Origin of the sequence: Parabacteroides hominis (assembly GCF_014287585.1) — a bacterium.
In the GTDB taxonomy this organism is placed as follows: Bacteria; Bacteroidota; Bacteroidia; order Bacteroidales; family Tannerellaceae; genus Parabacteroides; species Parabacteroides hominis.
Window position 1 is genome coordinate 1 of the sequence record NZ_JACOOJ010000031.1, and the last position, 24,801, is coordinate 24,801.

Annotated in this window: 16 protein-coding genes; 10 read left to right on the plus strand and 6 right to left on the minus strand. The window is 47.3% G+C overall.

Annotation, left to right across the window (positions count from 1 at the left end; all coding sequences use genetic code 11):
* The first annotated feature begins 119 nt into the window (after window positions 1–119).
* The 3 genes from H8S65_RS15165 (at window position 120) to H8S65_RS15175 (ending at window position 5,135) form a co-directional block, all read left to right on the plus strand.
* Complete coding sequence (locus H8S65_RS15165; protein ID WP_255489244.1) at window positions 120–2,879, plus strand: SusC/RagA family TonB-linked outer membrane protein; 2,760 nt, start codon at window positions 120–122, stop codon at window positions 2,877–2,879.
* Window positions 2,880–2,899: 20 nt separating this feature from the next.
* Window positions 2,900–4,327, plus strand: a complete 1,428-nt coding sequence (locus H8S65_RS15170; protein ID WP_186930742.1) for a RagB/SusD family nutrient uptake outer membrane protein — start codon at window positions 2,900–2,902, stop codon at window positions 4,325–4,327.
* A gap of 151 nt (window positions 4,328–4,478) precedes the next feature.
* Entirely contained in the window at window positions 4,479–5,135 is a 657-nt protein-coding gene (locus H8S65_RS15175) for a hypothetical protein (protein WP_186930743.1), read from the plus strand.
* 114 nt (window positions 5,136–5,249) lie between these two features.
* Here H8S65_RS15175 and H8S65_RS15180 read toward each other — a convergent pair whose 3' ends face one another.
* From H8S65_RS15180 to H8S65_RS15200, 5 genes are all read right to left on the minus strand, one after another.
* Window positions 5,250–6,623, minus strand: coding sequence for an MFS transporter (locus H8S65_RS15180; protein ID WP_186930744.1), 1,374 nt, complete (start codon window positions 6,621–6,623; stop codon window positions 5,250–5,252).
* 104 nt (window positions 6,624–6,727) lie between these two features.
* A complete protein-coding gene (gene gcvP, locus H8S65_RS15185; RefSeq protein WP_186930745.1) occupies window positions 6,728–9,580 on the minus strand; it encodes an aminomethyl-transferring glycine dehydrogenase in 2,853 nt (950 codons plus the stop codon).
* Between the two features lie 13 nt (window positions 9,581–9,593).
* The gene (locus H8S65_RS15190; protein WP_186930746.1) at window positions 9,594–10,232 is read right to left on the minus strand and encodes an MBL fold metallo-hydrolase; all 639 of its coding nucleotides are present in this window, start codon (window positions 10,230–10,232) and stop codon (window positions 9,594–9,596) included.
* A complete protein-coding gene (rsmG, locus tag H8S65_RS15195) occupies window positions 10,229–10,900 on the minus strand; it encodes a 16S rRNA (guanine(527)-N(7))-methyltransferase RsmG (protein ID WP_186930747.1) in 672 nt (223 codons plus the stop codon). The genes H8S65_RS15190 and rsmG overlap by 4 nt, the downstream gene beginning before the upstream one ends.
* 36 nt (window positions 10,901–10,936) lie before the next feature.
* Window positions 10,937–11,788 (minus strand): DUF3298 and DUF4163 domain-containing protein, encoded by an 852-nt coding sequence (locus tag H8S65_RS15200; protein WP_186930748.1) that lies wholly within the window; start codon window positions 11,786–11,788, stop codon window positions 10,937–10,939.
* Window positions 11,789–12,401: 613 nt separating this feature from the next.
* Here H8S65_RS15200 and H8S65_RS15205 point away from each other — a divergent pair.
* The 6 genes from H8S65_RS15205 to H8S65_RS15230 all read left to right on the plus strand — a co-directional run bounded on the left by H8S65_RS15205 (window position 12,402) and on the right by H8S65_RS15230 (window position 17,628).
* Window positions 12,402–13,208: an FAD:protein FMN transferase gene (locus H8S65_RS15205; protein WP_186930749.1), complete on the plus strand. Its 807-nt coding sequence runs from the start codon at window positions 12,402–12,404 to the stop codon at window positions 13,206–13,208.
* Window positions 13,205–14,527, plus strand: a complete 1,323-nt coding sequence (locus tag H8S65_RS15210) for a Gfo/Idh/MocA family protein (protein ID WP_186930750.1) — start codon at window positions 13,205–13,207, stop codon at window positions 14,525–14,527. The genes H8S65_RS15205 and H8S65_RS15210 overlap by 4 nt, the downstream gene beginning before the upstream one ends.
* 2 nt (window positions 14,528–14,529) lie before the next feature.
* Complete coding sequence (locus tag H8S65_RS15215) at window positions 14,530–14,760, plus strand: hypothetical protein (protein WP_186930751.1); 231 nt, start codon at window positions 14,530–14,532, stop codon at window positions 14,758–14,760.
* Window positions 14,761–14,920: 160 nt separating this feature from the next.
* Window positions 14,921–16,936 (plus strand): beta-L-arabinofuranosidase domain-containing protein, encoded by a 2,016-nt coding sequence (locus H8S65_RS15220; protein ID WP_186930752.1) that lies wholly within the window; start codon window positions 14,921–14,923, stop codon window positions 16,934–16,936.
* Between the two features lie 79 nt (window positions 16,937–17,015).
* Window positions 17,016–17,288, plus strand: a complete 273-nt coding sequence (locus tag H8S65_RS15225; protein WP_186930753.1) for a hypothetical protein — start codon at window positions 17,016–17,018, stop codon at window positions 17,286–17,288.
* Window positions 17,278–17,628 carry a type II toxin-antitoxin system RelE/ParE family toxin gene (locus H8S65_RS15230; protein ID WP_186930754.1) on the plus strand — a complete coding sequence of 117 codons (351 nt, stop codon included), beginning with the start codon at window positions 17,278–17,280 and terminating at the stop codon, window positions 17,626–17,628. Before H8S65_RS15225 ends, H8S65_RS15230 begins: the two co-directional genes overlap by 11 nt.
* A gap of 46 nt (window positions 17,629–17,674) precedes the next feature.
* On the opposite strand, the gene H8S65_RS15235 is transcribed toward H8S65_RS15230, so the two are convergent.
* Complete coding sequence (locus H8S65_RS15235) at window positions 17,675–21,628, minus strand: hybrid sensor histidine kinase/response regulator transcription factor (protein ID WP_186930755.1); 3,954 nt, start codon at window positions 21,626–21,628, stop codon at window positions 17,675–17,677.
* A 218-nt stretch (window positions 21,629–21,846) separates the two neighbouring features.
* On the opposite strand from H8S65_RS15235, the gene H8S65_RS15240 reads away from it, so the two are divergent.
* Window positions 21,847–24,801, plus strand: a complete 2,955-nt coding sequence (locus H8S65_RS15240; RefSeq protein ID WP_186930756.1) for a glutaminase domain-containing protein — start codon at window positions 21,847–21,849, stop codon at window positions 24,799–24,801.

The window sequence follows — 24,801 nt, forward strand, 5'->3', positions numbered from 1 at the left end:
TTTCTTGTTATTTGATCAGTGTTTAAAAGATTAAATTTGAAAGTTAATTATATTAAGTGTTTCGCAAACATAAAATCAATATAATACTGTAAAAATAGTGACGTAGTTCTGCTAAGACTCTGTTAATTTCGTTTGTGGGAATGGTGAGTCAACAGGTGAGAATACAGTCAGGACTAATGACAATAACTTTAGCCGGTGATAATAGAATATTGGATGAGGTGGTCGTTGTCGGTTATGGGACAACACGTCGGGAAGCGAAGACAGGATCTATTACTTCCGTTTCGAGTGAAGAACTTTCCGAGTTGACGGCTTCTTCTTTTGATAAGATGTTAGCAGGTAAGATGGCTGGTGTCCAGATAACTTCCAATTCCGGTCAACCCGGTGCTAACTCTGAAATCCGTATTCGTGGTATCAGTTCAATCAATGCTGGCAACGAACCTTTATATGTTATTGATGGTGTCGCGGTTATGTCTGGAGAACAAGGCACTTTTACAAACACCTCAAATGCTTTGGCTATGATCAATCCAAATGATATAGAAAGCATTACAGTATTGAAAGATGCCGCTGCCGCTTCTGTTTACGGTTCACGTGCTGCGAATGGTGTTATTTTGGTTACTACGAAGTCGGGAAAAGAGGGAAAAAGCCGTTTTACAGCTCGTGCAAAATATGGTGTTTCTTCTTTGGCAAATGATAATAATTACCGTGCGATGAATGGTCAGGAACTTTGGACATTCCGCCGTGATGCGCTTATCAATGCCGGTTATAATCCTGATGATTCGGAAATGGGATCTTATTATTATCCGCAGAATATGTTGCAGCAGCCAATGACTGATTGGATGGATCATTTTACCCGTGCCGGACATTTGCAAGAATATGAAATTTCAGCAACGGGAGGAAGTAATAAAACTTCTTATTTTAGTTCTGCTTCCTATCATAAAAATGAAGGTGTATTTTATGGAATTAAATTTGAAAGGATTCAGGCACGTGTAAATGTTGATCATGAATTGAATAAATATTTGAAGACCGGTGTCCGTGTGAATGTCGGTTATTCGAATAGTGAAGACGTCGCTATGCAAAGTTTGTATTATTCCAATCCTATTTTTGCAGGAATGACTATTCAACCTTGGACAAAACCTTATAATGAAGATGGTAGTCATTCATTGAATATTCCGGAAAATAGTAATACGAATCCAAGGGCAACAGCCGAATATGACAAGCAGTATGCAAAGAAATATAGTTTTAACGGAAACATGTATTTGCAGTGGACTCCGATAAAAGGTTTGGTTGTCAAAACGACCAACTCTGCCGAAATGAGTTTTGTGCAAGGTATGCGTTACTGGAGTCCTGAAACCAATTATGGTGTGGCAACGACTCAGACTGATAATAATCAATATCGGTTGTTGACTACGTCAAACACTATTACTTATGAAAATGCATTTTTAGAAAATCATAATTATCGTGTCTTGGTTGGCCAGGAAGCATTACACCGGACTTGGTATCAAGATTATGTATATGCAGCAAATGTGGATGGTGGTATTCCTCATCCTCAAACGTCGGCATCCCCAACTGCGGAACATTGGGAAGAGGCGAGTACTATGATGTCTTTCTTCGGTATCTTAGACTATAACTTTGCGAGTCGTTATTATTTGCAAGCCTCTGTTCGCTGGGATGGTAGTTCACGGTTCGGAAAAGAAAATATTTGGGGAACTTTTTATTCGATAGGTGCATCTTGGAACTTGCATAATGAACATTTTATGGAAGATGTAGATTATATCGATTTGTTAAAACTTCGTGCCAGTTATGGAGTGAACGGTAATAATAATATTGATGATTATCAGCAATATGCAAAATATACTGCTGCCCTTTATAATGGTGTAGCCGGTTATTTATTAAATTCTCCGAATAATGATTATTTATCGTGGGAAAAGAATAAATCCTGGAATATTGGTATTGATTATAATTTCCTGAAACATTTTTCCGGTAGTATTGATTTTTACTCCCGTAAGACGACAGATATGTTGCTCGACCGTCCTTTGTCAAGAACGACCGGTTTTACTTCTCAAATGCAAAATGTCGGTTCATTACGGAATACCGGAGTTGAATTCCAGTTTGACGCAAATATAATTGAAACAAAGGATGTACAGTGGAATGCAGGTATTAATATTTCGCATAATAAGAGTAAGATTCTGGATCTGGCAGGCGATGAAATGATTGGCGATGCTGACTATGGAGCCTTGAAGTATATTAAAGGAGAAAAGTTATTTACTTTTTATTTGCGTGATTATCAGGGAGTAGATCCGGAAACTGGAAATGCTATGTGGATGGATAAAAACGGCGAACTTACCAATAAAATTAGCCAGGCTCGTTATATTAACGCTGGTAGTCCGGAGCCGACTGTCACGGGTGGTTTCCATACGGATGTAACTTGGAGAGGTATTACACTGAATGTCCAGTTGGAGGGAAAATTTGGAAATAAAATTTTAATTTCGGAAAATAGTTATTTGCATTCGGATGGCCAGCAGATGTCAATGAACCAAGCTGCAAGTGCTATGAATTATTGGAAACAGCCAGGTGATACGAATTGTAGTCCCAAGCCGGTAGCTTGGAACTCGACAAGTTCGAATTCAAGCGTATCAACACGTTTCTTAGAAAACGGTAGTTATGTGAGAATAAAAGATGTTACATTGGCTTATACTTTACCGAAACAATGGTTGTCTATGATCGGCGTCAATAATTTAAAGGTCTATGCAAGTGGTATGAACGTTTATACGTTTCATGATGTAGATTATTTTGATCCTGAGCGTGGTGTGAAAGGTATGGGATCTGGTATTTATCCGATGACTAAGTCGTTTGTATTTGGTTTGGATGTGACATTTTAATAATTAAAAAAAGAATGAATATGAAAAAGATAATGATATATGGGCTGTCGCTGTTGACACTGGGACTTTCTTCCTGTAATGGTTTTTTGACGGAAGAACCTGTTACGGAGCTTGATACGGAAACAGTTTTGTCAACTTACGAATCGTTAAACAAAGCGATGCTTGGCACGTATAGTGCCTTAAATGATGGAACTTGGTATGGTGCAGGTTTCGTGTTGAGTTGCGAATTACGTTCCGGCAATGCAAAAAATCCGACAAATACGGACTTTACTTCCGGACGATATATAAATGAATATAGTTGGGTCTATCTGGATTCTAATACGTCGGGTTTATGGAACTATGCCTATTTTCTAATTGCTCAGGCAAATAATATAATTAACAATGTCGATGGCAAAGAACTTCCGGATGTGACGACTCAGGATTTGAATAATATTAAGGGGGAAGCGATGTTTTTACGTGCGTTATCTTATTTTGATCTGTTACGCACGTATGCACAACCTTATACTTATGCTCCACAAAGTCCGGGAGTTTCCATCACATTGGTTGTAGATAAAGATGCACGCCCTTCTCGTAATACCGTGGCTGAGTGTTTCGATCAGGTTGTAAAAGATTTATTAGAAGCGGAAAGCCTGATGGATGACGAGTATACGCGTTACGATGCAGCCGATCCTTATTCTGTAGTCAGCAAACCTGCTATTTGGGGCTTGCTCTCAAGAGTGTATTTATATATGGGCGAATGGCAAAAATGTGCAGATTATGCTACGAAGGTTATAGATAGTGGCCTATTTAGTATCTTTACGGAAAGTCAATTGCCAAATGTCTGGGGAAAAGATGCTTCGGATGGAGGAGAAGTAATTTTTGAAGTGTATGGCAGTGATAAAAATTATTATAACGAGTATTGGGAAGATATTTCCTGGATGACGAATCCGGATGGATATGCTGACGTTGCATCTACTGCCGATTTACGTGATTTGTATGAAGCTGGTGATGTTCGCCTTAAATTATTCAAGTCTCACAAAGAGGCTCCTGATCATTTCTGGACGACAAAGTATACCGCAAAGGATGCTTCATCAAGGCCGTCTTATGCAAATATTGTAGTACTTCGTCTTTCGGAAATGTACCTGAACCGTGCAGAAGCATTGGCTCATGGTGCGACTATTGCCGGAGCAACAGCCGACGGTGATTTGTTGGCAATTACTTCAAACCGTGGTGCTTCGCCTGTTACGGCTACATTGGAAAATATCTTGTTGGAACGCCGTAAAGAACTTGCTTTTGAAGGGCATTTGATTTACGACATGGCTCGTACCGGAACATCTTTGCATCGTGTCGATTATCAGGGAGCTGCAGATGCTAAAGATATTGAGTTCCCAAGCTACCGTTGGGCATTGCCAATCCCAAAGAGTGAAATGGATGCCAATCCCAACATGGTTCAGAACGATGGTTATTAATTAATAAGGGGGGGGAGGCGGTATGTCAAAAAAACTCTTGTTTCCGCGTCGAGCGCGGGAACAGGACATTTTTGACACACTTCCATTTCCTCTCTGATAATATTTAATGAGTATGAACTGGTTTGTCAGAATAATAATATTGATTTGTTCTATGTCGTGGGGAATGGGCTCGTTGAATGTAGTTTCCGGTTCCGGCTATGCCCCAACGACAAAGTGGCCTTATTTATATGAAGATTTTGTGGATGGAACCGTTTATTTCTCGAAAGAACAGAAGACGAAGCACATGAAATTGAATGTGCATCTGCAGAATTGCACATTACATCATCTGGATGGAGACAAAGTTCTGCAATCTGATCCTCGTAATGTTGAATTGATCCGGATAGGAAATGATCAATTTGTTTATATGAACGGCGAACTGGTTCGCCTCGTTAAAACAGACAGAGAAGTTTCTTTAGTAAAATTGGTCAAAGCTGATATGGCAGCTTTGTCAAGAGGAACATCTGGAGCTTATGGTATGAGTACGGATGTTTCAGCCGTAAATCAGTTAACCTCTATTCAATTGGGAGGTATCTCGAATCTGAGCCATGTACAGATGAAACTTGAAAGGAATGATGGCAAGGATCTTCCTTTGATAGAAGAATACTATTTTATTTTTGGTGACAAGATCGTAGAGGCGACTCGCAAAGAAGTTGAAAAATCCCTTGGTGATAACGGTAAAACGAAATTGAAAGCATTTGTAAAACAAAATAAGATCAAATGGAAAAATGAAGACAGTTTGGTAAAGCTATTGGAGTTTTTCCGGCAGTAAGAAATATCCTAACGTATATACACATTTATCAAGTATTAGACACACATTGATAGAAGGCCAGGGTTTGTAGTGATACAAGCCCTGGCTGTTTTGTTTCATTAAGAGCGGTCATTTTTATTTCGCATCCAGCCTCTTTACCACCTGTCCGTAAATGATAAGCGCTAAAGCAGAAACCAATGCGATCGCCCCGAAATAATACCAGATGTAATGCGCATGCGCACTGGCGGCTACCCATTCTTCATGTGTGCTGAACAACGTCGGTTCCGGGCAATATTTGCTTAGCAGGAAGCCGGAAAGGCCGAAGCCCAGGATGGAGGAAAGGAAAGAGTGCAAATGGCTGAATCCCAGATAAAGCCCTTCTTCTCCTTTCGGGGCCTGCAAAGAGAAATATTCGAGGAAGCGGGGAGAGATGAAAGTCTCGGCCAATCCCTGAAAGACAATGCCGACCACCATCATAAAGGCAACCGGGTGCATCCCCAGGATAGTGGAACTGCCGTCCAGCATATTACCGGAAGCCATGCATAAAGCAGATACCGGCATGATGAACATCCCGATGGTCATAGACGTCAGTGCGGTTTTCTTTCGCATCAACTGAGTGACCAGGTTGACCGTCAGGACTACGACCAACGGATTCACATTCGCATACCACGAAGGAGAAGCCCCTTCGCCTGCCAGGCGAAGTACATATTTAGGCATTGTCGCATATAACTGGTGTTGCACCATCCAGAATCCGGTAATGATCAGGATCAGGATTATGAGACGCCCGTTGCAGCAGACTTTTAACAATGCCTGCCAGATTTGGCTGAATGTTTTTCCTTCACCGCTATGCTGGCTGCTCTTGTAGAAGAACCAGATCGCCAGTAAAGCCAGAAATGTCATGGAGGCAGAGAAGTAGTTCAGCGTGATAAGCCCCTCGTTTCCGAGAGCTTCGCGGAGCGGCTTGACAATCGTCTTACCGGAGAAAGCACCGATGTTAACCATTGCGTAAAAGATAGAGAATCCTTTGGCACGGGTTTCGGGAGTCGTCTCTTTGGCTACCGTTCCGGAAATCACGCTCTTGATGAAAGCACCACCGCATACGATCAGGATCATAATCGGGATGATCCCGTATTGCAGGTTGCTTTCTAACAGCCCGGTGAAAGTGGTGGTCGTTCCGTATTGCACCAATCCGGCAGACTGTAGCCAAGTCGGATAGACGGCCAGTCCCAGATAGCCCAAAGTGAGCAGGGCGAAAGCTATCAGCATGGAGTTGCGGAAACCGATCTTATCGGCAAGTGCTCCGGCGAAAGTAGGGAACAGATAGAGGCAGGCAGAAAAGACACCGGCGATACCGGCCGCCTGAATGTCATTGAATCCGAGAATCCGGCTTAGATAAAGGGTGATTACGATGAAAACGCCGTAGTACGCGGCACGTTCGAAGAGTTCAACGGTATTTGCTACCCAAAATGCTTTACTGAATTTGATTTTCTCTTTAGTTGTCGTGTTCATTGAATTTGTTGTTTGTTATTAAAAAAAATAACGCAAACGGCGGGGAAAGCAGATGAGAAAATAAGAGCTGCGTTTTCGTGCCGTTTGCGTTATACCGGTTTATATTAAATTTCGCATGCGCAAAGTGTCGGGATCAGGTTGCGGTCGCCATACGCATTGTCTACGCGGGCCACGTTAATCCAGAATTTACTGTCGTGCAACCATTCCAGCGGGAAGGCGGCCTTGCTGCGCGGATATTCGTGTTTCCATTCGTCGGCTGTTACTTCGTATTCCGGATGAGGAGCGTTCTTCAGCACGTTGTCTTCCTTCGAAGCCTTGCCTTCTTCCACTTCCTTGATTTCGTCCCAGATACATTCCAACACTTCAACGAAGCGATCCAGTTCGGCTTTGCTTTCGCTTTCGGTCGGTTCGACCATCAGAGTGCCGTGGACCGGGAAGGAAAGAGTAGGAGCGTGGTAACCGAAGTCCATCAGACGTTTGGCGATATCGCCTTCGTCGATACCCGAACGTTCTTTTACCGTGCGACATTCCAGGATCAGTTCATGGCCGACGCGGCCTGTAGCACCTGTGTAAACGATTCCGTAAGTGTCTTTGAATTTAGCCGCCAGATAGTTTGCGTTCAGGATCGCAGTCTTGGTGACCGTTTCCAAACCTTCTGTTCCCAGCATGCGGATATAAGCATACGTGATCGGCAGAATGCCCGCGCTGCCATAAGGTGCTGCGGAGACTGTGTTCAAGTCGTTGCCCCACAATACCGGATGCTGCGGCAGGAACGGTACGAGATGTTCGGCAACGCAGATCGGACCTACTCCGGGACCGCCGCCCCCGTGAGGAGAAGAGAAAGTCTTATGCAGGTTCAGGTGGCAGACGTCAGCACCGATAGTACCCGGATTTGTCAGGCCGACCTGAGCGTTCATATTGGCTCCGTCCATATAGAGCTGGCCGCCGCAAGCGTGCACAATGTCGCACATTTCCTTGATGTCCACTTCGAAGATACCGTGAGTAGACGGATAAGTGATCATGCTGGCAGCCAGGTTGTCCTTGTTGGCTTCGGCTTTCGCACGGAAATCTTCCAGGTCGATATTCCCCTTGTCGTCACATTTTACTGTTACGGTCGTGAACCCGCACTGGATTGCACTTGCCGGGTTCGTGCCGTGGGCGGAAGCGGGAAGCAGGACGATGTTGCGATGTCCCTGCCCGATGCTTTCCAGGTAAGCCCGGATCACGCGCAGACCTGTGTATTCGCCGGCGGCTCCGGAATTCGGTTGCAACGTACAGCCTTTGAATCCGGTGATCTCGCACAGGTAAGCCGATAAGTTTTCAATCAGTTCCTTATAGCCTTCAACCTGTTCTTCCGGCGCATACGGATGGATATTCATGAATTCCGGGCGGCTGAGCGGCAGCATGGTCGATGCCGGATTCAGTTTCATTGTGCAAGAACCTAAGGATATCATCGACTGGGCCAATGAAACATCCTTGCGTCCCAGACGGGTGATGTAGCGCATCAGCTCCGTTTCGGTATGATATTTCTTGAATACGTCTTCCTGCAGGAATTCGGAAGTACGGGTGAATTTCGGATCGAAATAAGTCTTTTCGGGAACAGCCTCTTTCAGCATGTAATCCTTTCCGGCTGCCCCGGCGAAGATATACAATAATACGCCGATATCGGTAGGCTGAGTCGTTTCGTCCAAGCTGATGCCGACCTGTCCGGCTTCGAAATAGCGCAGGTTCACCTTGCATTCGAGTGCGATTTCGCGGAGCGCATTAACGGAAACATGTTCCGGCAATTGAATTTTCAGCGTGTCGAAATAATCTTTGTTCAGTTGCTTGTAACCTAATTTTTCCAGTTCGCCCGCCAGGAAACCGGCAGAAGCGTGGATGCGTCCGGCGATGTTCTTCAATCCTTCTGCCCCGTGGTATACGGCATAGAAACCGGCCATCGTGGCAAGCAGGGCTTGAGCCGTGCAGATATTGGAAGTCGCTTTTTCACGTTTGATATGCTGTTCGCGTGTCTGTAAAGCCAAGCGATAAGCCGCATGTCCATAGGCATCTTTGGAGATACCGATGATACGTCCGGGGATGGAACGCTTGTATTCGTCTTTCGTAGCAAAGAAAGCGGCAGACGGGCCGCCGTAGAACATCGGGATACCGAAACGCTGGCTGCTCCCGAACACGACGTCCGCTCCCCATTCTCCCGGAGGAGTCAGCAAGACGAGGCTCATCAGGTCGGCAGCAACGGCGACACGTGCTCCGCCAGCATTGGCACGCGCGATAAATTCTTTATAATCTTCAATCGAACCGTCGGCATTCGGGTACTGGACAATCGCCCCGAACACATCCGGAGTGAATTCAAATGTCTTGTAATCGCCCACTATAACCTTGATGCCTTGCGGGATCATGCGGGTGTTGATAACGGCCAGTGTAGAGGCAAATACGTTTTCGTCGACAAAGAGCGTATTAGCTTCAGACTTCACCTGCGCACGGCTCCGGCTTCCGTGGAACATGGTTGCCGCTTCGGCAGCAGCTGTCGCTTCGTCCAGGAGGGAGCAGTTCGTTAGCGGCAGGCCGGTCAGTTCCGCAATAACAGTCTGGAAATTCAGCAAGGCTTCCAGGCGTCCCTGCGAAACTTCTGCCTGGTACGGAGTGTAGGAAGTGTACCAAACCGGATTTTCAAATACGTTACGTTGGATAGGAGCGGGGCAAACCGTGTCGTACCAGCCCATTCCGATATAAGAAGTAAAGACTTCGTTCTTGGAAGCCAGCTCGGAGATGTGTTCTGCGAACTCACGTTCCGTCATGGGTTCGGGAAGGTTAAGCGGCTCTTTCAAACGGATGTCGGACGGGATGGTCTGATCGATCAACTCGTCAACCGACTTGACGCCGATGGCTTGCAGCATGGAAGGAATGTCTTCTGCCGAAATGCCAACGTGGCGGTTTACAAATTTATTTGTGTCCATAATATTATGTAGTTTATAAATAGGGATTATTAAAATTTTCATCGATGACTCTTGTCTCCGGCCCGTGTCCCGGATAGATTACTGTCTCGTCGGGAAGCGAAAGGAGCTTGTCGCGGATAGCGGCGACCAATACTTCCTGGTTTCCGCCCCAGAGGTCGGTACGACCGATGCTTCCGGCAAACAGCGCGTCGCCGACAATCGCAAAGCCGTTCTTTTTGTTATAGAAAGCGACACTGCCGGGTGAATGTCCGGGAACAGTCAGCACTTGAAGTTCGGATGTGCCGAACTTGATGGTTTCGCCTCCTACGATATACTTTTCAACCGGGACGTTCTCGACATGCTGACGCAGTCCGAACAGCTTGGCCTGTTCGTCAGGAGAGGGCAGTTTCTCGACATCCAGCTTGTTCGCTTCGGGTTTCAAACCGTATGTCTTATATATAAAACCGTTTCCGAATACGTGATCCACGTGCAGGTGAGTGCAGAGCAAATGCTTTAACGTCAATTTGTTTTCGAGGATGAAGCCTGCCAGCTCCTTTTCCTCTTCCTTGCGGCAGCAGCCACAATCGATCAGCACGGCTTCGCGTGTATCATCATACAGCAGGAATGTATTCTCCTGGAAATAATTGAACTCAAACAATTTTATTGTAATCATAACGGTACGTAAACAACTTTTTTAGTTTGGAAAAATTCTTCTTTAAAATGGTCACTCAGGCTGAGGCTGACAGCTTGTTTGCGGAATGGCAATATTTCATGCTGCAACTCTCCTCCCTTCAAACAAATCAAACCATTGGGAAGTGCATTTTGTTGTTCTTTTTTTATATTCTTACGAGCAATTTTTACCAGATCGGCCAGCGGCATGACGGCACGGCTCACGACAAAGTCGAACAATTGCTTTTCTTCTTCGGCGCGGCAATGGCGGAAAGTGACGTTTTTCAGACCGATCGCTTCGGCTACGGCTTGTCCGACTTTGATCTTTTTCCCGATACTGTCTACCAAATGAAACTGTACTTCAGGATGCAGGATCGCAAGCGGAATGCCGGGAAAACCTCCTCCCGTACCGATATCCATAACTGTCGATCCTTTTTTGAATTTCAACATCTTCAGGATGCCCAGCGAATGAAGCACGTGATGCAGGTACAGATTCTCTATATCTTTGCGTGAAATTACATTGATCTTGGAATTCCAGTCCGAATATAAGTCGAACAAGGCATCTATCTGTACCTTCTGTTCATCGGTCAGTTCCGGAAAATAACCCTTTAGAATTGTCAATTGACAATTGACAATTGACAAATTAGGGGGATTTGCTATGTTGTTGTCCATATATATATTTATGAATAGGCTTTTTAGTATTCTACTTTAATTGTCAATTAGTTTCGCGATCGGACTGTCTTTCTTCAATAGATATTGGATTTCCGCGTAGGGTAAGAACACATTTGTTTCTCTTACTACGTAAGCGGCGATCTCATATTCATTAAAGGTATATGTGATGCCGTTCCCGTCGACCAGGAAATTACCGTTCGGAAAGATTTCTTCGACACTGAAGAACCCGATGTTTTCGAGGTCTTTCGGATTCTCCACCTTGTTTTGTTTGGCAATATGGTCGATTAATATCTGTGCGAGGCTGTCCTGGAAGTTTTCGATGAAAATATCTTCTTCCGTGATCGCATTGCCTGTTTTCAGGTTGATCACATGGTTGTTGTAGGCATGCGAACCGTGTGCGCCGCCTGTATAGTTTTCAAAACTTACGGTGTAGCTCAGAATGTCATTCTGGTTGTAGACGATTTCGTCCGACGACATTTCGAAATAAGAGAACCAGGCTCCGACCGGCAGATCGTCCTTCTTTTCCAGTTCCGCCTTGAAATCGGCTTCCAGCTCTTTATAGTTATTCAGATAATCTTCCGTGTATTTGGCGACCGCCTCTTCGGGGGACAGGTTTTCGTAATTTTCGCCGAAGTAGGAGAGGACGAAATCATTCTGCATCTTTTTCAGAATCTCTTTATCGGAGAATTTGGCAGGATAGGTGAAGTTCAATTGCAGGTTGCAATTGGGATTATCCGGATTATCCAGCAGGTGATAGGTCCGATCCACCCGGATGGAATCGAATTTGATATCATTATCGGCCGTTCGCTTCGTGTTTGTATTGCAACCGGTTACGAACATTCCTAAAAGAAAAAGCGCAATCAAATTTTTACATATTTGTGTACTCATCGGAATCATAGATTTTAGATAATACTTTTAGATGCAAATGTAAGCTATTATCTTGTAATAAACGAATGGCAGGTTTCTTTTTTCAGCGTCGGCCACATCAAAATGGTATTGGCAGGCAACTTTTTTGATACGTAATAAAGCCTGTTTTTCAAGTAAAAAAATACAATATTCCCTCCTAAAAACCAATAAATAATTATGTCGCTGATATTTAGCCGGTTGTCGGATTATGTGTTTCTTAAAAAATATTACCCTTGCGGATAATTTGAAATAAACGGGGTAGAAAAACAAAATATATGCCATGTTGTTTCGATTTGGACCAATGGGTATTCGTACGTTTATTACAATAAGGTCTAAAAAAACGATAAGCTAAATGCCTACGCTCCGAATCGCCGCGACGCCGGGCGAAAACGATGTTTATGCCATCGTCGTGAATCCGGAGTTCTGTTTGGCGAAGATTGAATTGTAAATGTTTTAAACGAAAATAAACGCTAATTAGGCAACCTTTTGAGAAAAAGGTTGCCTAATTCTATTCGTAAAACGAACAAATCCCCTATATTTGCAAAGTGTGTACGCACACCTCTTTTGTACCATGTAAAAAAATAGCAAATGGCTTATGTCTTATTCTAACTACTATGCGGCTTCCGGGCTTTTCCATGGATCCATGTCGTCGGTAATGGGAACGCAGTTCGACATCCTGATGGTCGGCAGCGATCCCTGTCTTCTTGGTGCGGTCTGGGAAAAGGTCGAATCGGAAGTGCGGCGGCTGGATAAGATGCTGAACCGGTTCGATCCGGAGAGCGAAGTTTCGTTTGTTAACCGGGAAGCCGGGCATTATCCGGTGACGGTTGGGGAAGAGCTTTGGAATATATTGCAGAACTGCAAGCGTTACAATGAGTTGACGGAAGGATATTTTGATATAACTTTGCAGGGATTCAATCAGGTATTGTTGACGGAGGAAGATAAAAGCATTTTTTTCTTTTCCGAATCTTTACACATTGATCTCGGCGGGTACGGGAAAGGATATGCGCTTGCTAAAATACGGGAGCTGTTAGAAGAAAACGGGATCGGCAAGGCGCTTGTCAATTTCGGGAATAGTTCGGTCCTGGCGGTCGGTACGCATCCGTGCGGCGAATATTGGCCGATCGGCCTTGACAATCCGTTTACGAAGGAGCGGGTGGCCGATTTGAAGTTGTGTGACAGTTCGCTTTCGACATCCGGAAATATGCCTTCCCATCCGCGCCACATCGTGAACCCGCATACGGGAGCATTCGTGGATGATAAGAAAATGGTGTCGGTGGTGGCGAAAGATCCGGTAGTGGCGGAGATCCTGACAACTGCCTTTATGATTGCCGGCGATGAGCGTATTCCGGTAATCGCGTCTCAATTTGATATTTATGAAAAACATGTATATAAGTTATGAAAAATGATGAGAATTCAGTCAATTTAAGCCGGCGGGACTTCTTCAAGGAGCTGGGAATGATTGGGGGGGGCGGTGCGCTGCTTTCCGCGTTTCCCTGGTTGCAGTCCTGCAGCGCTGACGATAAGGCACAGATCGCGAAGGAAAAAGTGCGGATCGGATTTATCGGTACAGGTTCACGCGGACAGTACCACCTGAATAACCTGAAGACAATTCCGTATGCCGATGTGGTTGCCTTGTGTGATAATTATCCTCCCCACCTGAAAGAGGCTTCGGCCCTTTATCCGAAAGCGAAGACGTATGATGATTACCGGAAACTTTTAGAAGACAAAGACGTGCAGGCAGTCATGATCGCCACTCCGCTCTACGAACATGCGCATATCACGATCGATGCCTTGCATGCAGGCAAGCATACGTTTTGCGAAAAGTCGATGGCGATGACGTGCCAGGGCTGCCTGGATATGTACAATGTCTTTAAAGAATCCGGCAAGGTGATGTTTATCGGCCAGCAGCGTTTATATGATCCGAAATATATAAAGGCGATGGAAATGGTCCATGCCGGCTTGTTGGGAGAGATTAACTCGATACGGGCATACTGGTTCCGCAATAACGACTGGCGCCGTCCCGTTCCTTCTCCCGATTTGGAACGTAAGATCAACTGGCGTTTATATAAAGACTATTCATGCGGCCTGGTGACGGAGTTGGCTACCCATCAGTTGCAGGTGGGAAACTGGGCGTTGAAGATGCTTCCCGAAAAGGTGGCAGGCATGGGAGATATCGTCTATTGGAAGGATGGTCGCGAGGTGTATGACAGCATCAATTTGATTTACCATTATCCGAACGGCGTGAAGATGACCTACGAGTCGATGATAGCCAACAAGTTTTATGGCCTTGAAGAAGAGATCATGGGCAGTAAGGGCACGATGGAACCGGAGAAAGGCAAATATTATTTTGAGGATGCCGAACCTGCTCCCGGTATCATGCAGTTGATCAACCAGATCGAACATGGGATTTTCGACAATGTTTCATTTGCCGGTCCGAGCTGGGTGCCTGAAACGGCATCGGTAAACAAGGGGCATTTGATCATGGACAATGTCACGACGATCAGCGGACAGTCATCGGTAGGTGCTGCCGGCGACGGTTCTGTCGAGTTGGTTACCGCTTTCTGCGAAGCTGCCATTACCGGCAAACCTGCTCCCGACCTGGTGGAAGAAGCCTACTATTCTTCTGTTTTGGGCTTGTTGGGCTTGCAGGCGATCGATGAAGGACGGGTGATTACTTTCCCGGATGAATATAAAATACCGTATCTAAATTTTGCATGATTATGAAAGAAATCGTATTATCTGTAAAGAGACAAAAAACGGAAATCAAGATATTCTGTGTCTGTATCGCGCTCGCTTATCTGATGAATATTATCTCTATCATCACATACGGTACAAGTTGGTCCGAACTCTGGACACAATCGCTCTGGATGCTGCTCATCACGTGTGGCTTTTACGGGTTGTCGGTCGTGCTCCGGTTGCTGTATTACGGCATCCGGCAGTTAAGAAAATAAGGAAACGTGGCGCAGGCTCTCTTTTGCCGTCTGCTGAAGCAGGCGGTAAAAGAGAGCCGTATTTTGGAATTTGTTTGCATGATCCGTGAATGTTTTTGATTGATTTCTTATCCTGTTTTCCTGTCGGATTGGTTTCCTTTGTGCAATAAATCTGATAAACATGAAAAAGACGATTTTACTTTTCACGATTCTGTTGGCGTCATGCGCCGGCAACCAGACACAAGAGATCCGGACGGTGGAACGTTTGTCTACCGCATCCCGTAATGACTACTATGTAAGCAACCGGACCCCGTTACAACCCCAACAATTTATTAAACTGCCTGCCGGAAGTATAGAGCCGGAAGGCTGGATCAGGCGGCAGATCGAATTACAGAAGGACGGCCTTTGCGGCCATTTAGGAGAGATCAGCGCCTGGTTGCAGAAGGGCGACAATGCCTGGTTGAAGAACGGAGGCGAATGGGGATGGGAAGAAGTGCCTTATTGGCTGCGCGGGTACGGCAATATGGCCTATGCCTTGAAAGACGAGACGTTATTGAAGGAAACGAAGTTCTGGATAGATGCCATCCTGGCAAGCCAGCGGACGGATGGCAATTTCGGACCTGTCCACCTGAATAACGGCAAGCAGGATTTCTGGCCGAACATGATCGTCCTTTGGATCATGCAATCCTACCATGAATATACGAACGACAGCCGGGTGATCGACTTCATGACCCGCTATTGCCATTATCTGCAAACGGTTCCCGACGACGCTTTCCTCTCCAGTTATTGGGAGAACAGTCGTGGAGGGGATAATCTTTGGAGCGTGGTCTGGCTGTATAACCGTACGGGCGACGAGTCTCTTCTTCCGTTGGCCGAAAAGATTCACCGGAACACGGCAGACTGGACCAAGTCGACCCAGCTTCCGAACTGGCACAATGTGAATGTCGCCCAGTGCTTCCGCGAACCTGCCACCTATTATCTGTTTACAAAAGACTCGGCGATGTTAGCTGCCAGCTATAATGTCCAGAGCCTGATACGCCGTGCTTTCGGCCAGGTTCCCGGCGGAATGTTCGGGGCGGACGAGAATGCCCGTATCGGCTTCTTCGATCCCCGGCAGGGAACGGAGACTTGCGGTTTCGTGGAGCAGATGGCGTCCGACGAGATCATGCTGCTCATCAGTGGCGATCCTTATTGGGCCGACCATCTCGAAGATGTGGCGTTTAACAGTTACCCGGCTTCGCTGATGCCTGATTACCGTGCGCTCCGTTATCTGACCTGCCCGAATATGGCGATCAGCGACTCGCGCAACCATCATCCGGGGTTGGACAATTCCGGCCCTTTCCTGGCGATGAACCCGTTCAGCAGCCGTTGCTGCCAGCACAATCATGGTTTCGGCTGGCCTTACTATGTCGAGCATTTGGTCTTGGCGACGCCGGACAACGGGGTAGCTGCCGTTTTATACAATTCTTGCAAGACGAATGTAAAGGTGGGCGACGGGACGGAAATCAGCCTGCACGAACAGACGAATTATCCGTTTGAGGAAATGACGCGTTTTACGGTCGGAACATCCGAAGCCGTATCTTTCCCCTTCTACTTCCGTATTCCGTCCTGGTGTAAAAACGCGTCCGTCCTGATTAACGGGAAGCAGCAGCAGGCGACGCTTGCTCCCGGAACCTATGCCTGCATCGAACGGGAGTGGAAAGATGGCGACGAGGTTGTTCTGAACCTTCCGATGGAATATGCCGTTCGCCGGTGGCAGGTAAATAAGAACAGCGTCAGTGTCGATTACGGTCCGCTCACGCTCTCTTTGAAGATCGATGAAGAATATATGCAGATGCCGAGCACCGAAACGGCTGTCTGGGACTCCAAATGGCAGGAAGGGGCAGATGCTTCGGCCTGGCCGACATTCGAGATCCTGCCGAAGGGCCCGTGGAATTATGCCTTGAAAGTCCAGTCGCCCGTCACGCTGCAGCGCAAAAGCTGGCCGTCGGACAACAATCCTTTCACGCTCTCTTCCGTTCCGATGGAGTTCAAGGCGCAGGGACGTTTAGTCCCGGAATGGAAGATCGACGAATACGGCCTGTGCGGAGTTCTGCCCTATGAAAACGCCCGCAAGTCCGACCGCCTGGATGAAATCACGCTGGTCCCGATGGGTGCTGCCCGGCTCAGGATTACGGCTTTCCCGGTGGCGGAATAAGTATAGGGTGAAATGATTTTGGACAAAGAAATAAAAAAACGTATCTTTGTCCGAAATCATAACTCATAAATCTCCCGATATGGCAACATTAGATATAGATGCGCTTCGCATAGAACTCATGCGCGACATACTTGATACCGACGATCTGGAAGTATTGAGAACCGTTAAGCGTTCCCTGACCCATGCTCTTGCAAAAGTGAAGCAGCAGCAGGTAGTCCGGGAAGAAGAGGTGGAATATATCAGCAAACAGGAAATATTGAATGGCATTCGTGAAGGGCTGACTGAATTCTATCAGGCAAAGAAAGCGGGAAAGGAATTGCCTGATGCGGAGGACTTGTTCAATGAACTATAAGATCAAATATATCTCTGTATTTGCTAAAGAACTGAAACGTCTTGGCAAGAAGTATCGTTCCATGTCGCAAGATTATGCTCGGTTAATAGAAGAACTCCATGCCAACCCCCAAGCCGGCGTCAGCCTTGGCGGCGGTGTCCGCAAGGTACGTATGGCAATTGCCAGCAAGAACAAAGGCAAAAGCCACGGGGCCCGCGTAATTACCTTTACTTACTCCGTCGACGAAGAAACCGGAACCATCGTTTTGCTGTATATGTACGATAAAGAAGAGCGCGAAAACATATCGGCAGCCGAAATCACCCGTCTCCTTGAACAAGTGAAGACAGAAAACGGCCTTTGATCTTGCCGGTCTGACTACAATTTTTATCCCTGCAATATATTCAGTATTAAAGAGTCGTCTGTTTCAGATACTCCGACGGGCTTTTCCCATACTGTTTCTGGAAACAAGTCGAGAAATAGGCGGGGGAGGAGAAGCCTACCTGGAAAGCGATCTCGTTGATGCGGTTCTCTCCGTTCTGCATCAGCAGGATCGCTTTCTTCAAGCGGGCGATGCGGATGAAATCGTTCGGGGAAAGACCGGACAGGCCCTTGACCTTTCGGTAGAGGCTGGAAGTGCTCATTCCCATCGTGTCGGCAAGCATTTCGACGGAAAGGGCTTCGTTGCTGAGGTTCTTTTCCAGGTAATTGTTCAGTTTGCGGAGGAAAATATCATCAACCTGTGAAACGGCGAGGGAGGCAACCGGGGCGAGCGGTTTTTCTAAGTAAGTTTTGTTTAGCAGTTCCCGGCTTTTCAGGAGATTGCCGACCTGTGCCGTCAGCAGTTCGATGGAGAAAGGCTTTTCCATATAAGCGTCGGCTCCCGTGTTCAGCCCTTTCAGGCGCGATTGCAGGTTGTGTTGCGCCGTGAGCAGGATAAACGGGATATGGCTGATATTGACATCGTTTTTAACTTCGTTGCAAAGTTCGAAACCATCCATAAGGGGCATCATGACATCGCTGATGATCAGGTTGACCGTGTTCTTACGGACCAGGTCGAGAGCTGCTTTTCCATTTTCGGCTTCCAATACCTGATACGTCTCTGCCAGTTCGCGGGCGATGAAACGGCGCATGTCGTCCTGGTCCTCGACAATCAGAACGACTGATTTGCCTGCTTCGGGCAAGGTCACCATTTCAGGCTTCTCTTTTTCATTTCCGGCAACAATCCGGAAACTGTCTTCCTGCTGTTCGGGCAGCATCAGGACGAATTGGTTCAACCCGCCGGGTGTTTGCCGGTAGAACAGTCTGCCACGGTGGAATTCCGTCAAAGAATGCGCAAGCGATAGGCCTATGCCGCTTCCTAACTGATTTTCTGTCTCTTTAAGGCGGTAGAACGGATTGAATATGTTTTCCGCTTCGCTGTCGGGAATCAGATGCCCGTCGTTGGTGACGAGCAGGGTGAACATCCGTTCTTCGCCTGCAGGAGGAAGCAGTTCGAGCGCGATCCGGCTGTCTGAATATTTCAGCGCGTTGCTGACCAGGTTGCTGACGATCTTGGAGAATGCTTCCCGGTCCAGGCAGGCCTCGAAAGGCAGTTCCGGCAGTTTGGCCGTGAAATCCTTGTTTTCCTGTTCGAAAGCCGGGCGGAACGGATGCAGGATCGTTTCCAGCCAGAGGACGACATCGGTCGTGACATAGTTCAGTTTGAACCCTCGGCTTTCCGTCTTGCGGAAATCCAATAGCTGGTTGCTGAGGTCTAACAGCCGTCCGGTGTTTTTCTCGATAATCTGCAAGTTCTCCTGTGTGGCGGGCGTTCCGTCACCCGAACGAAGGATTTTTTCCAACGGGGCCTTTATCAGGGTGAGCGGTGTCCGTATTTCATGCGTGATAAAGGTAAAGAACTGTATCTTCGCATCGTAAAGCTCTTTCTCTTTCTTGCTTTCGAATATTTCGCGGTTGATGCGGTGTTTCTCTTCCAGTTTGGCTTTTTTATAGTTATACCAAAGTACGATCAACAGGCATAAGATCAGAAAATAAATGAGCAATGCCCATCCGGTAGCCCAGAACGGCGGTGTCACCGTGATGCGGAGATTCGTTTCGTTGTCTTGCCAAACCCCGCTGCTGTTGGTCGATTTTACCCGGAAAACATAGTCGCCGGGCGACAGGTTGGCAAAGGTCACGTCTTTATTCTGCTTCATATAAATCCAGTCCTTGTCACTCCCTTCCAGGCGGTAGGCATACTGGATCGCGTCCGGCGAAGTGTAGCTCAATGCGACATACGAAAGGGTAAAGGTGGAACGGTTATGCGGGAGTTTCAGTTCTCCGCTTTTCATAATCCGGTTGACATTATATTTAGGAGCGCCGATGCGGTCGTCCTGCACGTCTATGCGGGTGATGCACAGGGACGGGGAGTAAACATCTTCCTTGAAATCACGCGGATTAAAAGCGATCATTCCGTTGATGGTTCCCATATACATGGTTCCGTCCGGCATCTTGTAGGCGGAACTGTAGTTGAATTGCGTTTCGGGCAAGCCATCCGTGTATGAGTACGTTTTCATCACGTATGTTTCCGGGTTGAAACGAACCAGCCCGTTGGCCGTTGCAATCCAGAAAAGCTGTTCGTCATCTTCCAGGATACGGTGTACGATATTGCTGGGTAGCCCGTTTTCGACCGTGATGCGGTTGAATGAATCCGATATCTCGTTATAGAGGGAGAAACCGTAGACGGTTGCCACCCAAATCCGGTTTTTCGAGTCTTCGAATATGGAAGTCACGTTGTTGTCGCCGATGGTCTGCGACCGCTCGCGGTTGGATGTATAATGCGTGAACTTCTTATCGGCTTTGGAGTATCGGTAAGCTCCGGAGGTGGTCGCAATCCAGATGTCCCCTTTGGTGTCTTTGTAGATTTGGCGTACCATCGACTTGATCTCTGTTCCCCAGGGAACGAACCGTTCTTCTTTTTTATGGAAGAGGACAAGCCCTTCGGAAGTCCCGATCAGGATTTCGTCTTCAGACAATTTGCAGAAGCAGAGTATGAAGTCCGCCGGCAGCAGATTATCGGTACTGCTCCGGGTATATCGTTTGATGATTTTGCCGGAAGGAATGTCCAACAGGTCGATTCCTGTATTGAATGTTCCGACCCATAGCTGCTGGCTGTCGGCAAGCAGGCCGTGGATATTGGTGGCTGAAAGCGGGTGAGAGGGGTTGGTTCGGGAGAAGTTCGTGATCTCGCCGGTAGCCGGATTATAGCGGTTGATCCCGTTGTCTTCCGTTCCTAACCAGAGGTTGCCGTACTGATCCGGACAGATTTCACGCACGGCATTTCCCGGCATTCCCGGATGGGTTTTCCCTCCGATAAAGTATTTAAACGGAACATATTCTTTGGGAAGATAGTTGATCCCTCCGAAAAAGGTGGTGACCCATATCCCCCCTTCACGGTCTTTTGTGATCGAATAGACCGCATTGTCGGAGATCGTATATTCGTTTGTCAACGACTTTTGCAGGTGCGTGATGCTCCGGTCTGCCATATTCAAGATATAGACACCGGATTCGGATGCGATCCAGTAAGTATTCTCACTGCATTGTCTGATGTCGCGGACCTGTATGTCCGGAATGATCGTTTCCGTTTTCCGGCTGCGTCTCTCGTAAAACTTGAGTCCCGCCCGGTCTGTCCCGACCAGTATTCCCCAGTCCGGCACGATACAGAGTTTGGACAGGTTGATCGGGTTTTCTTTTTCCTTTTCGGTCAGTACCGGGATGCGGACGAATTTGTCTGCCTCCGGTTTGTAGAAAAACAGGTCGCTACGTCCGGCGAGGATCGGTTCGCCCTCTTCGTTCATTGCGATGTCTATCAGGTTTATCTGCTCACCTTCGGGATAGAAGTGCGGACTGCTTTCGCCTGAAAGGGCATAACGGGCGATCCGGTTGTAGCTCATCAGCCACAGATTACTTTTTCTGTCTTCCCGGATTTGCTGGAAATATTCCGGGGCGTTGTTGCTGTCGGAAAAGGTCAGGGGATGGAAAGTATCTGTTTGGTAGTCGTAATAGCAGGTGTGGGAATAGGTGCAAACCCATATCCTGCCGGTCGAATCTTCAAAAAGGCTGATGATCCTGTCGTTCGGCAGGCTTTCCGGGTCGTACGAGTTGTAGCGGTAGATACGGAACTGGTGGCCGTCGAAACGGTTCAACCCGTCGTCCGTCCCGAACCACATGAATCCTTTTTTATCCTGTAGGGCACAGTAGACCGTGTTGTGCGACAATCCCTGTTTGTTGGTATAGTGGCGGAAATACAAATCGTGTGCCTTGCCGGAGTAGGGAAGGAGCAGTAAAAGCAAGCCTGTTATGGTAGTCAGGAAAAGTCTCATACAAAGTAGTTGTTCTTCTGTTGTGTGGCACAAAAATAGGTAAAAAAACGCTATTTGAGAGGCATTTGTGCTATTTTGATTGATAATTGAAAGCTTCTGATTGATCCTTGAAAGAGGTTTGAACGGCCCGGAAATATCTTTGCATCAGAATTTCAGACAAAGAGATTTCAAGTTTTATGAATATCATGAATGTTGTGTTTTATTATATATATGAAAGAATGAAGAGAACCTCTCTGATACTATTGGTTTGCTGCCTTTGGATGCTGAACGTATCCTGCGGTTCAGGGAATTTGTTTCAGCCGGATAAGAAGAACACCCTGCGTGCTCCTTCTTATCCACTGATAACAATCGATCCTTACACCAGCATCTGGTCGTTTGCGGACCGGCTGAATGAGGATGCGACCCGCCACTGGACCGGAAAGGAACAAGGGCTGTTAGGCGTTATCGAAGTTGATGGGGTCTCTTATCGTTTTATGGGAAAAGAAGCACCGGAGGAGGGAACTCCGGTGCGTTTTGAGAAAGCCGCGGTTCAACAGTCGGTGAACGTCCTTCCGACACAAACCTATTATACATTCGAATGTGGTCCGGTCTGTCTGGATGTCGTTTTTACGTCTCCTCTTTTGTTAAATGACCTGGATCGTATGTCTACGCCTGTCAACTATATATCCTGGCAGGTTCGTTCCACGGATGGAAAGGCGCATGAAACCCGCCTGACGGTCGAGGCTTCTCCTTCTTTAGCCGTCCATTCGGACGATCAGGCCGTGACAGTAGCCTTTGAAGAGGAAAATGGCATTTCGTATCTGAAAGCAGGAACCGTCGAACAGCCCGTGCTGGCACGTAAAGGAGATGATGTCCGGATCGATTGGGGATATTTCTACCTGGCCGCCCGGACGGAAAAACAAACGGAGATGAAAGTGAGCGACCGGAAACAACTTGTTTACAGTCGCGATATGGAGACAGTGTCCGATTCCCCCCGATCCGGTTTCCTGATGGTCGGGTATGATGATTTGTATTCGATCCAGTATTTCAAAGATAACCGTATGGGATATTGGAAACATAACGGAAAGAAAAACATCCGGCAGGCATTCGAAGGATCGGCTGAAGAATACCGTTCGGTTATGGACCGCTGCCGGCATTTCGACACTCGCCTGATGGAAGATGCGGAAGAAGCCGGAGGAAAAGAATATGCGGAACTTTGTGCCGTCGCTTACCGCCAGGCGGTAGCCGCCCACAAACTAATAGAAGACAAAGACGGAAACCTGCTGTTCCTTTCCAAAGAGAATTTCAGCAATGGTTCGATCGGTACGGTCGATGTGACATATCCGTCCGCCCCCTTGTTCTTGCTTTATAACCCGGAATTGCTGAAAGGAATGTTGAATCCGATTTTCCATTACAGCGAAAGCGGGCAATGGAACAAGCCTTTTGCCGCCCATGACGTCGGGACCTACCCGCATGCCAACGGGCAAACGTATCCGTTCGATATGCCGGTTGAAGAATGCGGGAATATGTTGATTCTGACAACAGCCATCGCTTTGCGTGAAGGCAATGCGGATTATGCCCGTGAACATTGGAAAACATTGGGTGTTTGGGCTAATTATTTGTTGAAAGAAGGACTTGATCCGGAAAACCAGTTGTGTACGGATGATTTTGCCGGACATCTGGCCCATAATGCCAACCTTTCGATAAAGGCGATCATGGGGATTGCCGGATACGGAAAGCTGGCCGAGATGTTGGGAGATAAGGAAAAGGCAGTCCGGTATATTTCAGCCGCTCGCAAGATGGCGGAGAAATGGGAACGGATGGCTGACGATGGAGATCATTTCCGGCTGACATTCGACCGGGAAAACACGTGGAGCCAAAAGTACAATCTGATTTGGGATAAAGTTTTGGGTTTGCATATCTTCCCTGACAGGGTTGCCAGGAAAGAAGTCGCTTTCTACCTGAGCCGGCAACAACCGTTCGGCCTTCCGCTTGACAGTCGCAAGACCTATACCAAAGTCGATTGGATATTATGGACAGCTTGCCTGGCTGATACACAGGAGGATTTCTCCCGGTTTGTATCGCCTGCCTATAAATATGTGAACGAAACCGAACCTCGCGTGCCTTTGACCGACTGGTACGAGGCGACCGATGGCCGGTCCATCAATATGCGTGCCCGTTCGGTGGTAGGCGGCTTTTTTATGAAGATGTTGGAAAAGCAGATGTATAAACCTTCTTCCCGTCCCGAACCGGCGGAAGAACCGGTTACGGAGGCCAAGAGCACTTACCGGAATCCGGTGATCGATTACAGCTTGCCTGATCCGACCGTTATCAAAGCCGGCGATGGCTATTTCTACCTGTATGCAACCGAAGATATCCGCAACACGCCGATCCACCGTTCACGCAACTTAGTGGATTGGGAGGAAATCGGGACGGCTTTCACGGAAGAAACACGTCCGACCTTCGAGCCGAAAGGCGGTTTGTGGGCCCCGGACATCAATTATATCGACGGACGGTATGTGCTCTATTATTCCATGTCTGTCTGGGGAGGCGAATGGACCTGCGGGATCGGAGCCGCTACGTCCGACAAACCGGAAGGGCCGTTCATAGACAAGGGGCCACTGTTCCGAAGCAAGACAATTCAAGTTCAAAATTCTATAGACCAATTTTTCATGGAAGATAACGGGAAAAAATACCTGTTTTGGGGTAGTTTCCGCGGTATCTATGGGATAGAGCTGTCGGGAGACGGCCTATCTGTTCGGGACGGAGCCAAAAAAGAACAGGTTGCCGGAACCGCCTACGAAGGTACTTACATCCACAAAAGGGGCGATTATTATTATCTGTTTGCCTCGATAGGGAGTTGTTGTGAGGGATTGAAAAGTACCTATACTACAGTTGTAGGCCGTTCTGACAGCCTGTTCGGCCCGTACACGGACAAACAGGGACGACCGATGATGGAAAACCATCACGAAATACTGATTCATGGGAATGATGCTTTTGTCGGCACGGGGCATAACTCGGAAATCGTTACGGACGACCGTGGGAACGACTGGGTCCTCTATCATGCCGTGAGCCGGGCGCATCCTACCGGACGTGTCCTGATGTTGGACCGGATCCGTTGGGAAGATGGCTGGCCGGAAGTCGAAGGGGCAAGTCCTTCGCTGGAAGCGGAAGCACCGGAGTTTATTTATTGA

Bases quoted from the DNA above. Each gene is read 5' to 3' on its own strand.
- H8S65_RS15225 (WP_186930753.1), top strand. From the start codon at position 17,016: ATGGCAACATTAGATATAGATGCGCTTCGCATAGAACTCATGCGCGAC.
- H8S65_RS15200 (WP_186930748.1), bottom strand. From the start codon at position 11,788: ATGAGTACACAAATATGTAAAAATTTGATTGCGCTTTTTCTTTTAGGA.
- H8S65_RS15190 (WP_186930746.1), bottom strand. From the start codon at position 10,232: ATGATTACAATAAAATTGTTTGAGTTCAATTATTTCCAGGAGAATACA.
- H8S65_RS15170 (WP_186930742.1), top strand. From the start codon at position 2,900: ATGAAAAAGATAATGATATATGGGCTGTCGCTGTTGACACTGGGACTT.
- rsmG (WP_186930747.1), bottom strand. From the start codon at position 10,900: ATGGACAACAACATAGCAAATCCCCCTAATTTGTCAATTGTCAATTGT.
- H8S65_RS15210 (WP_186930750.1), top strand. From the start codon at position 13,205: ATGAAAAATGATGAGAATTCAGTCAATTTAAGCCGGCGGGACTTCTTC.
- H8S65_RS15205 (WP_186930749.1), top strand. From the start codon at position 12,402: ATGTCTTATTCTAACTACTATGCGGCTTCCGGGCTTTTCCATGGATCC.
- gcvP (WP_186930745.1), bottom strand. From the start codon at position 9,580: ATGGACACAAATAAATTTGTAAACCGCCACGTTGGCATTTCGGCAGAA.
- H8S65_RS15175 (WP_186930743.1), top strand. From the start codon at position 4,479: ATGTCGTGGGGAATGGGCTCGTTGAATGTAGTTTCCGGTTCCGGCTAT.
- H8S65_RS15180 (WP_186930744.1), bottom strand. From the start codon at position 6,623: ATGAACACGACAACTAAAGAGAAAATCAAATTCAGTAAAGCATTTTGG.
- H8S65_RS15215 (WP_186930751.1), top strand. From the start codon at position 14,530: ATGAAAGAAATCGTATTATCTGTAAAGAGACAAAAAACGGAAATCAAG.
- H8S65_RS15220 (WP_186930752.1), top strand. From the start codon at position 14,921: ATGAAAAAGACGATTTTACTTTTCACGATTCTGTTGGCGTCATGCGCC.
- H8S65_RS15235 (WP_186930755.1), bottom strand. From the start codon at position 21,628: ATGAGACTTTTCCTGACTACCATAACAGGCTTGCTTTTACTGCTCCTT.
- H8S65_RS15230 (WP_186930754.1), top strand. From the start codon at position 17,278: ATGAACTATAAGATCAAATATATCTCTGTATTTGCTAAAGAACTGAAA.
- H8S65_RS15240 (WP_186930756.1), top strand. From the start codon at position 21,847: ATGAAGAGAACCTCTCTGATACTATTGGTTTGCTGCCTTTGGATGCTG.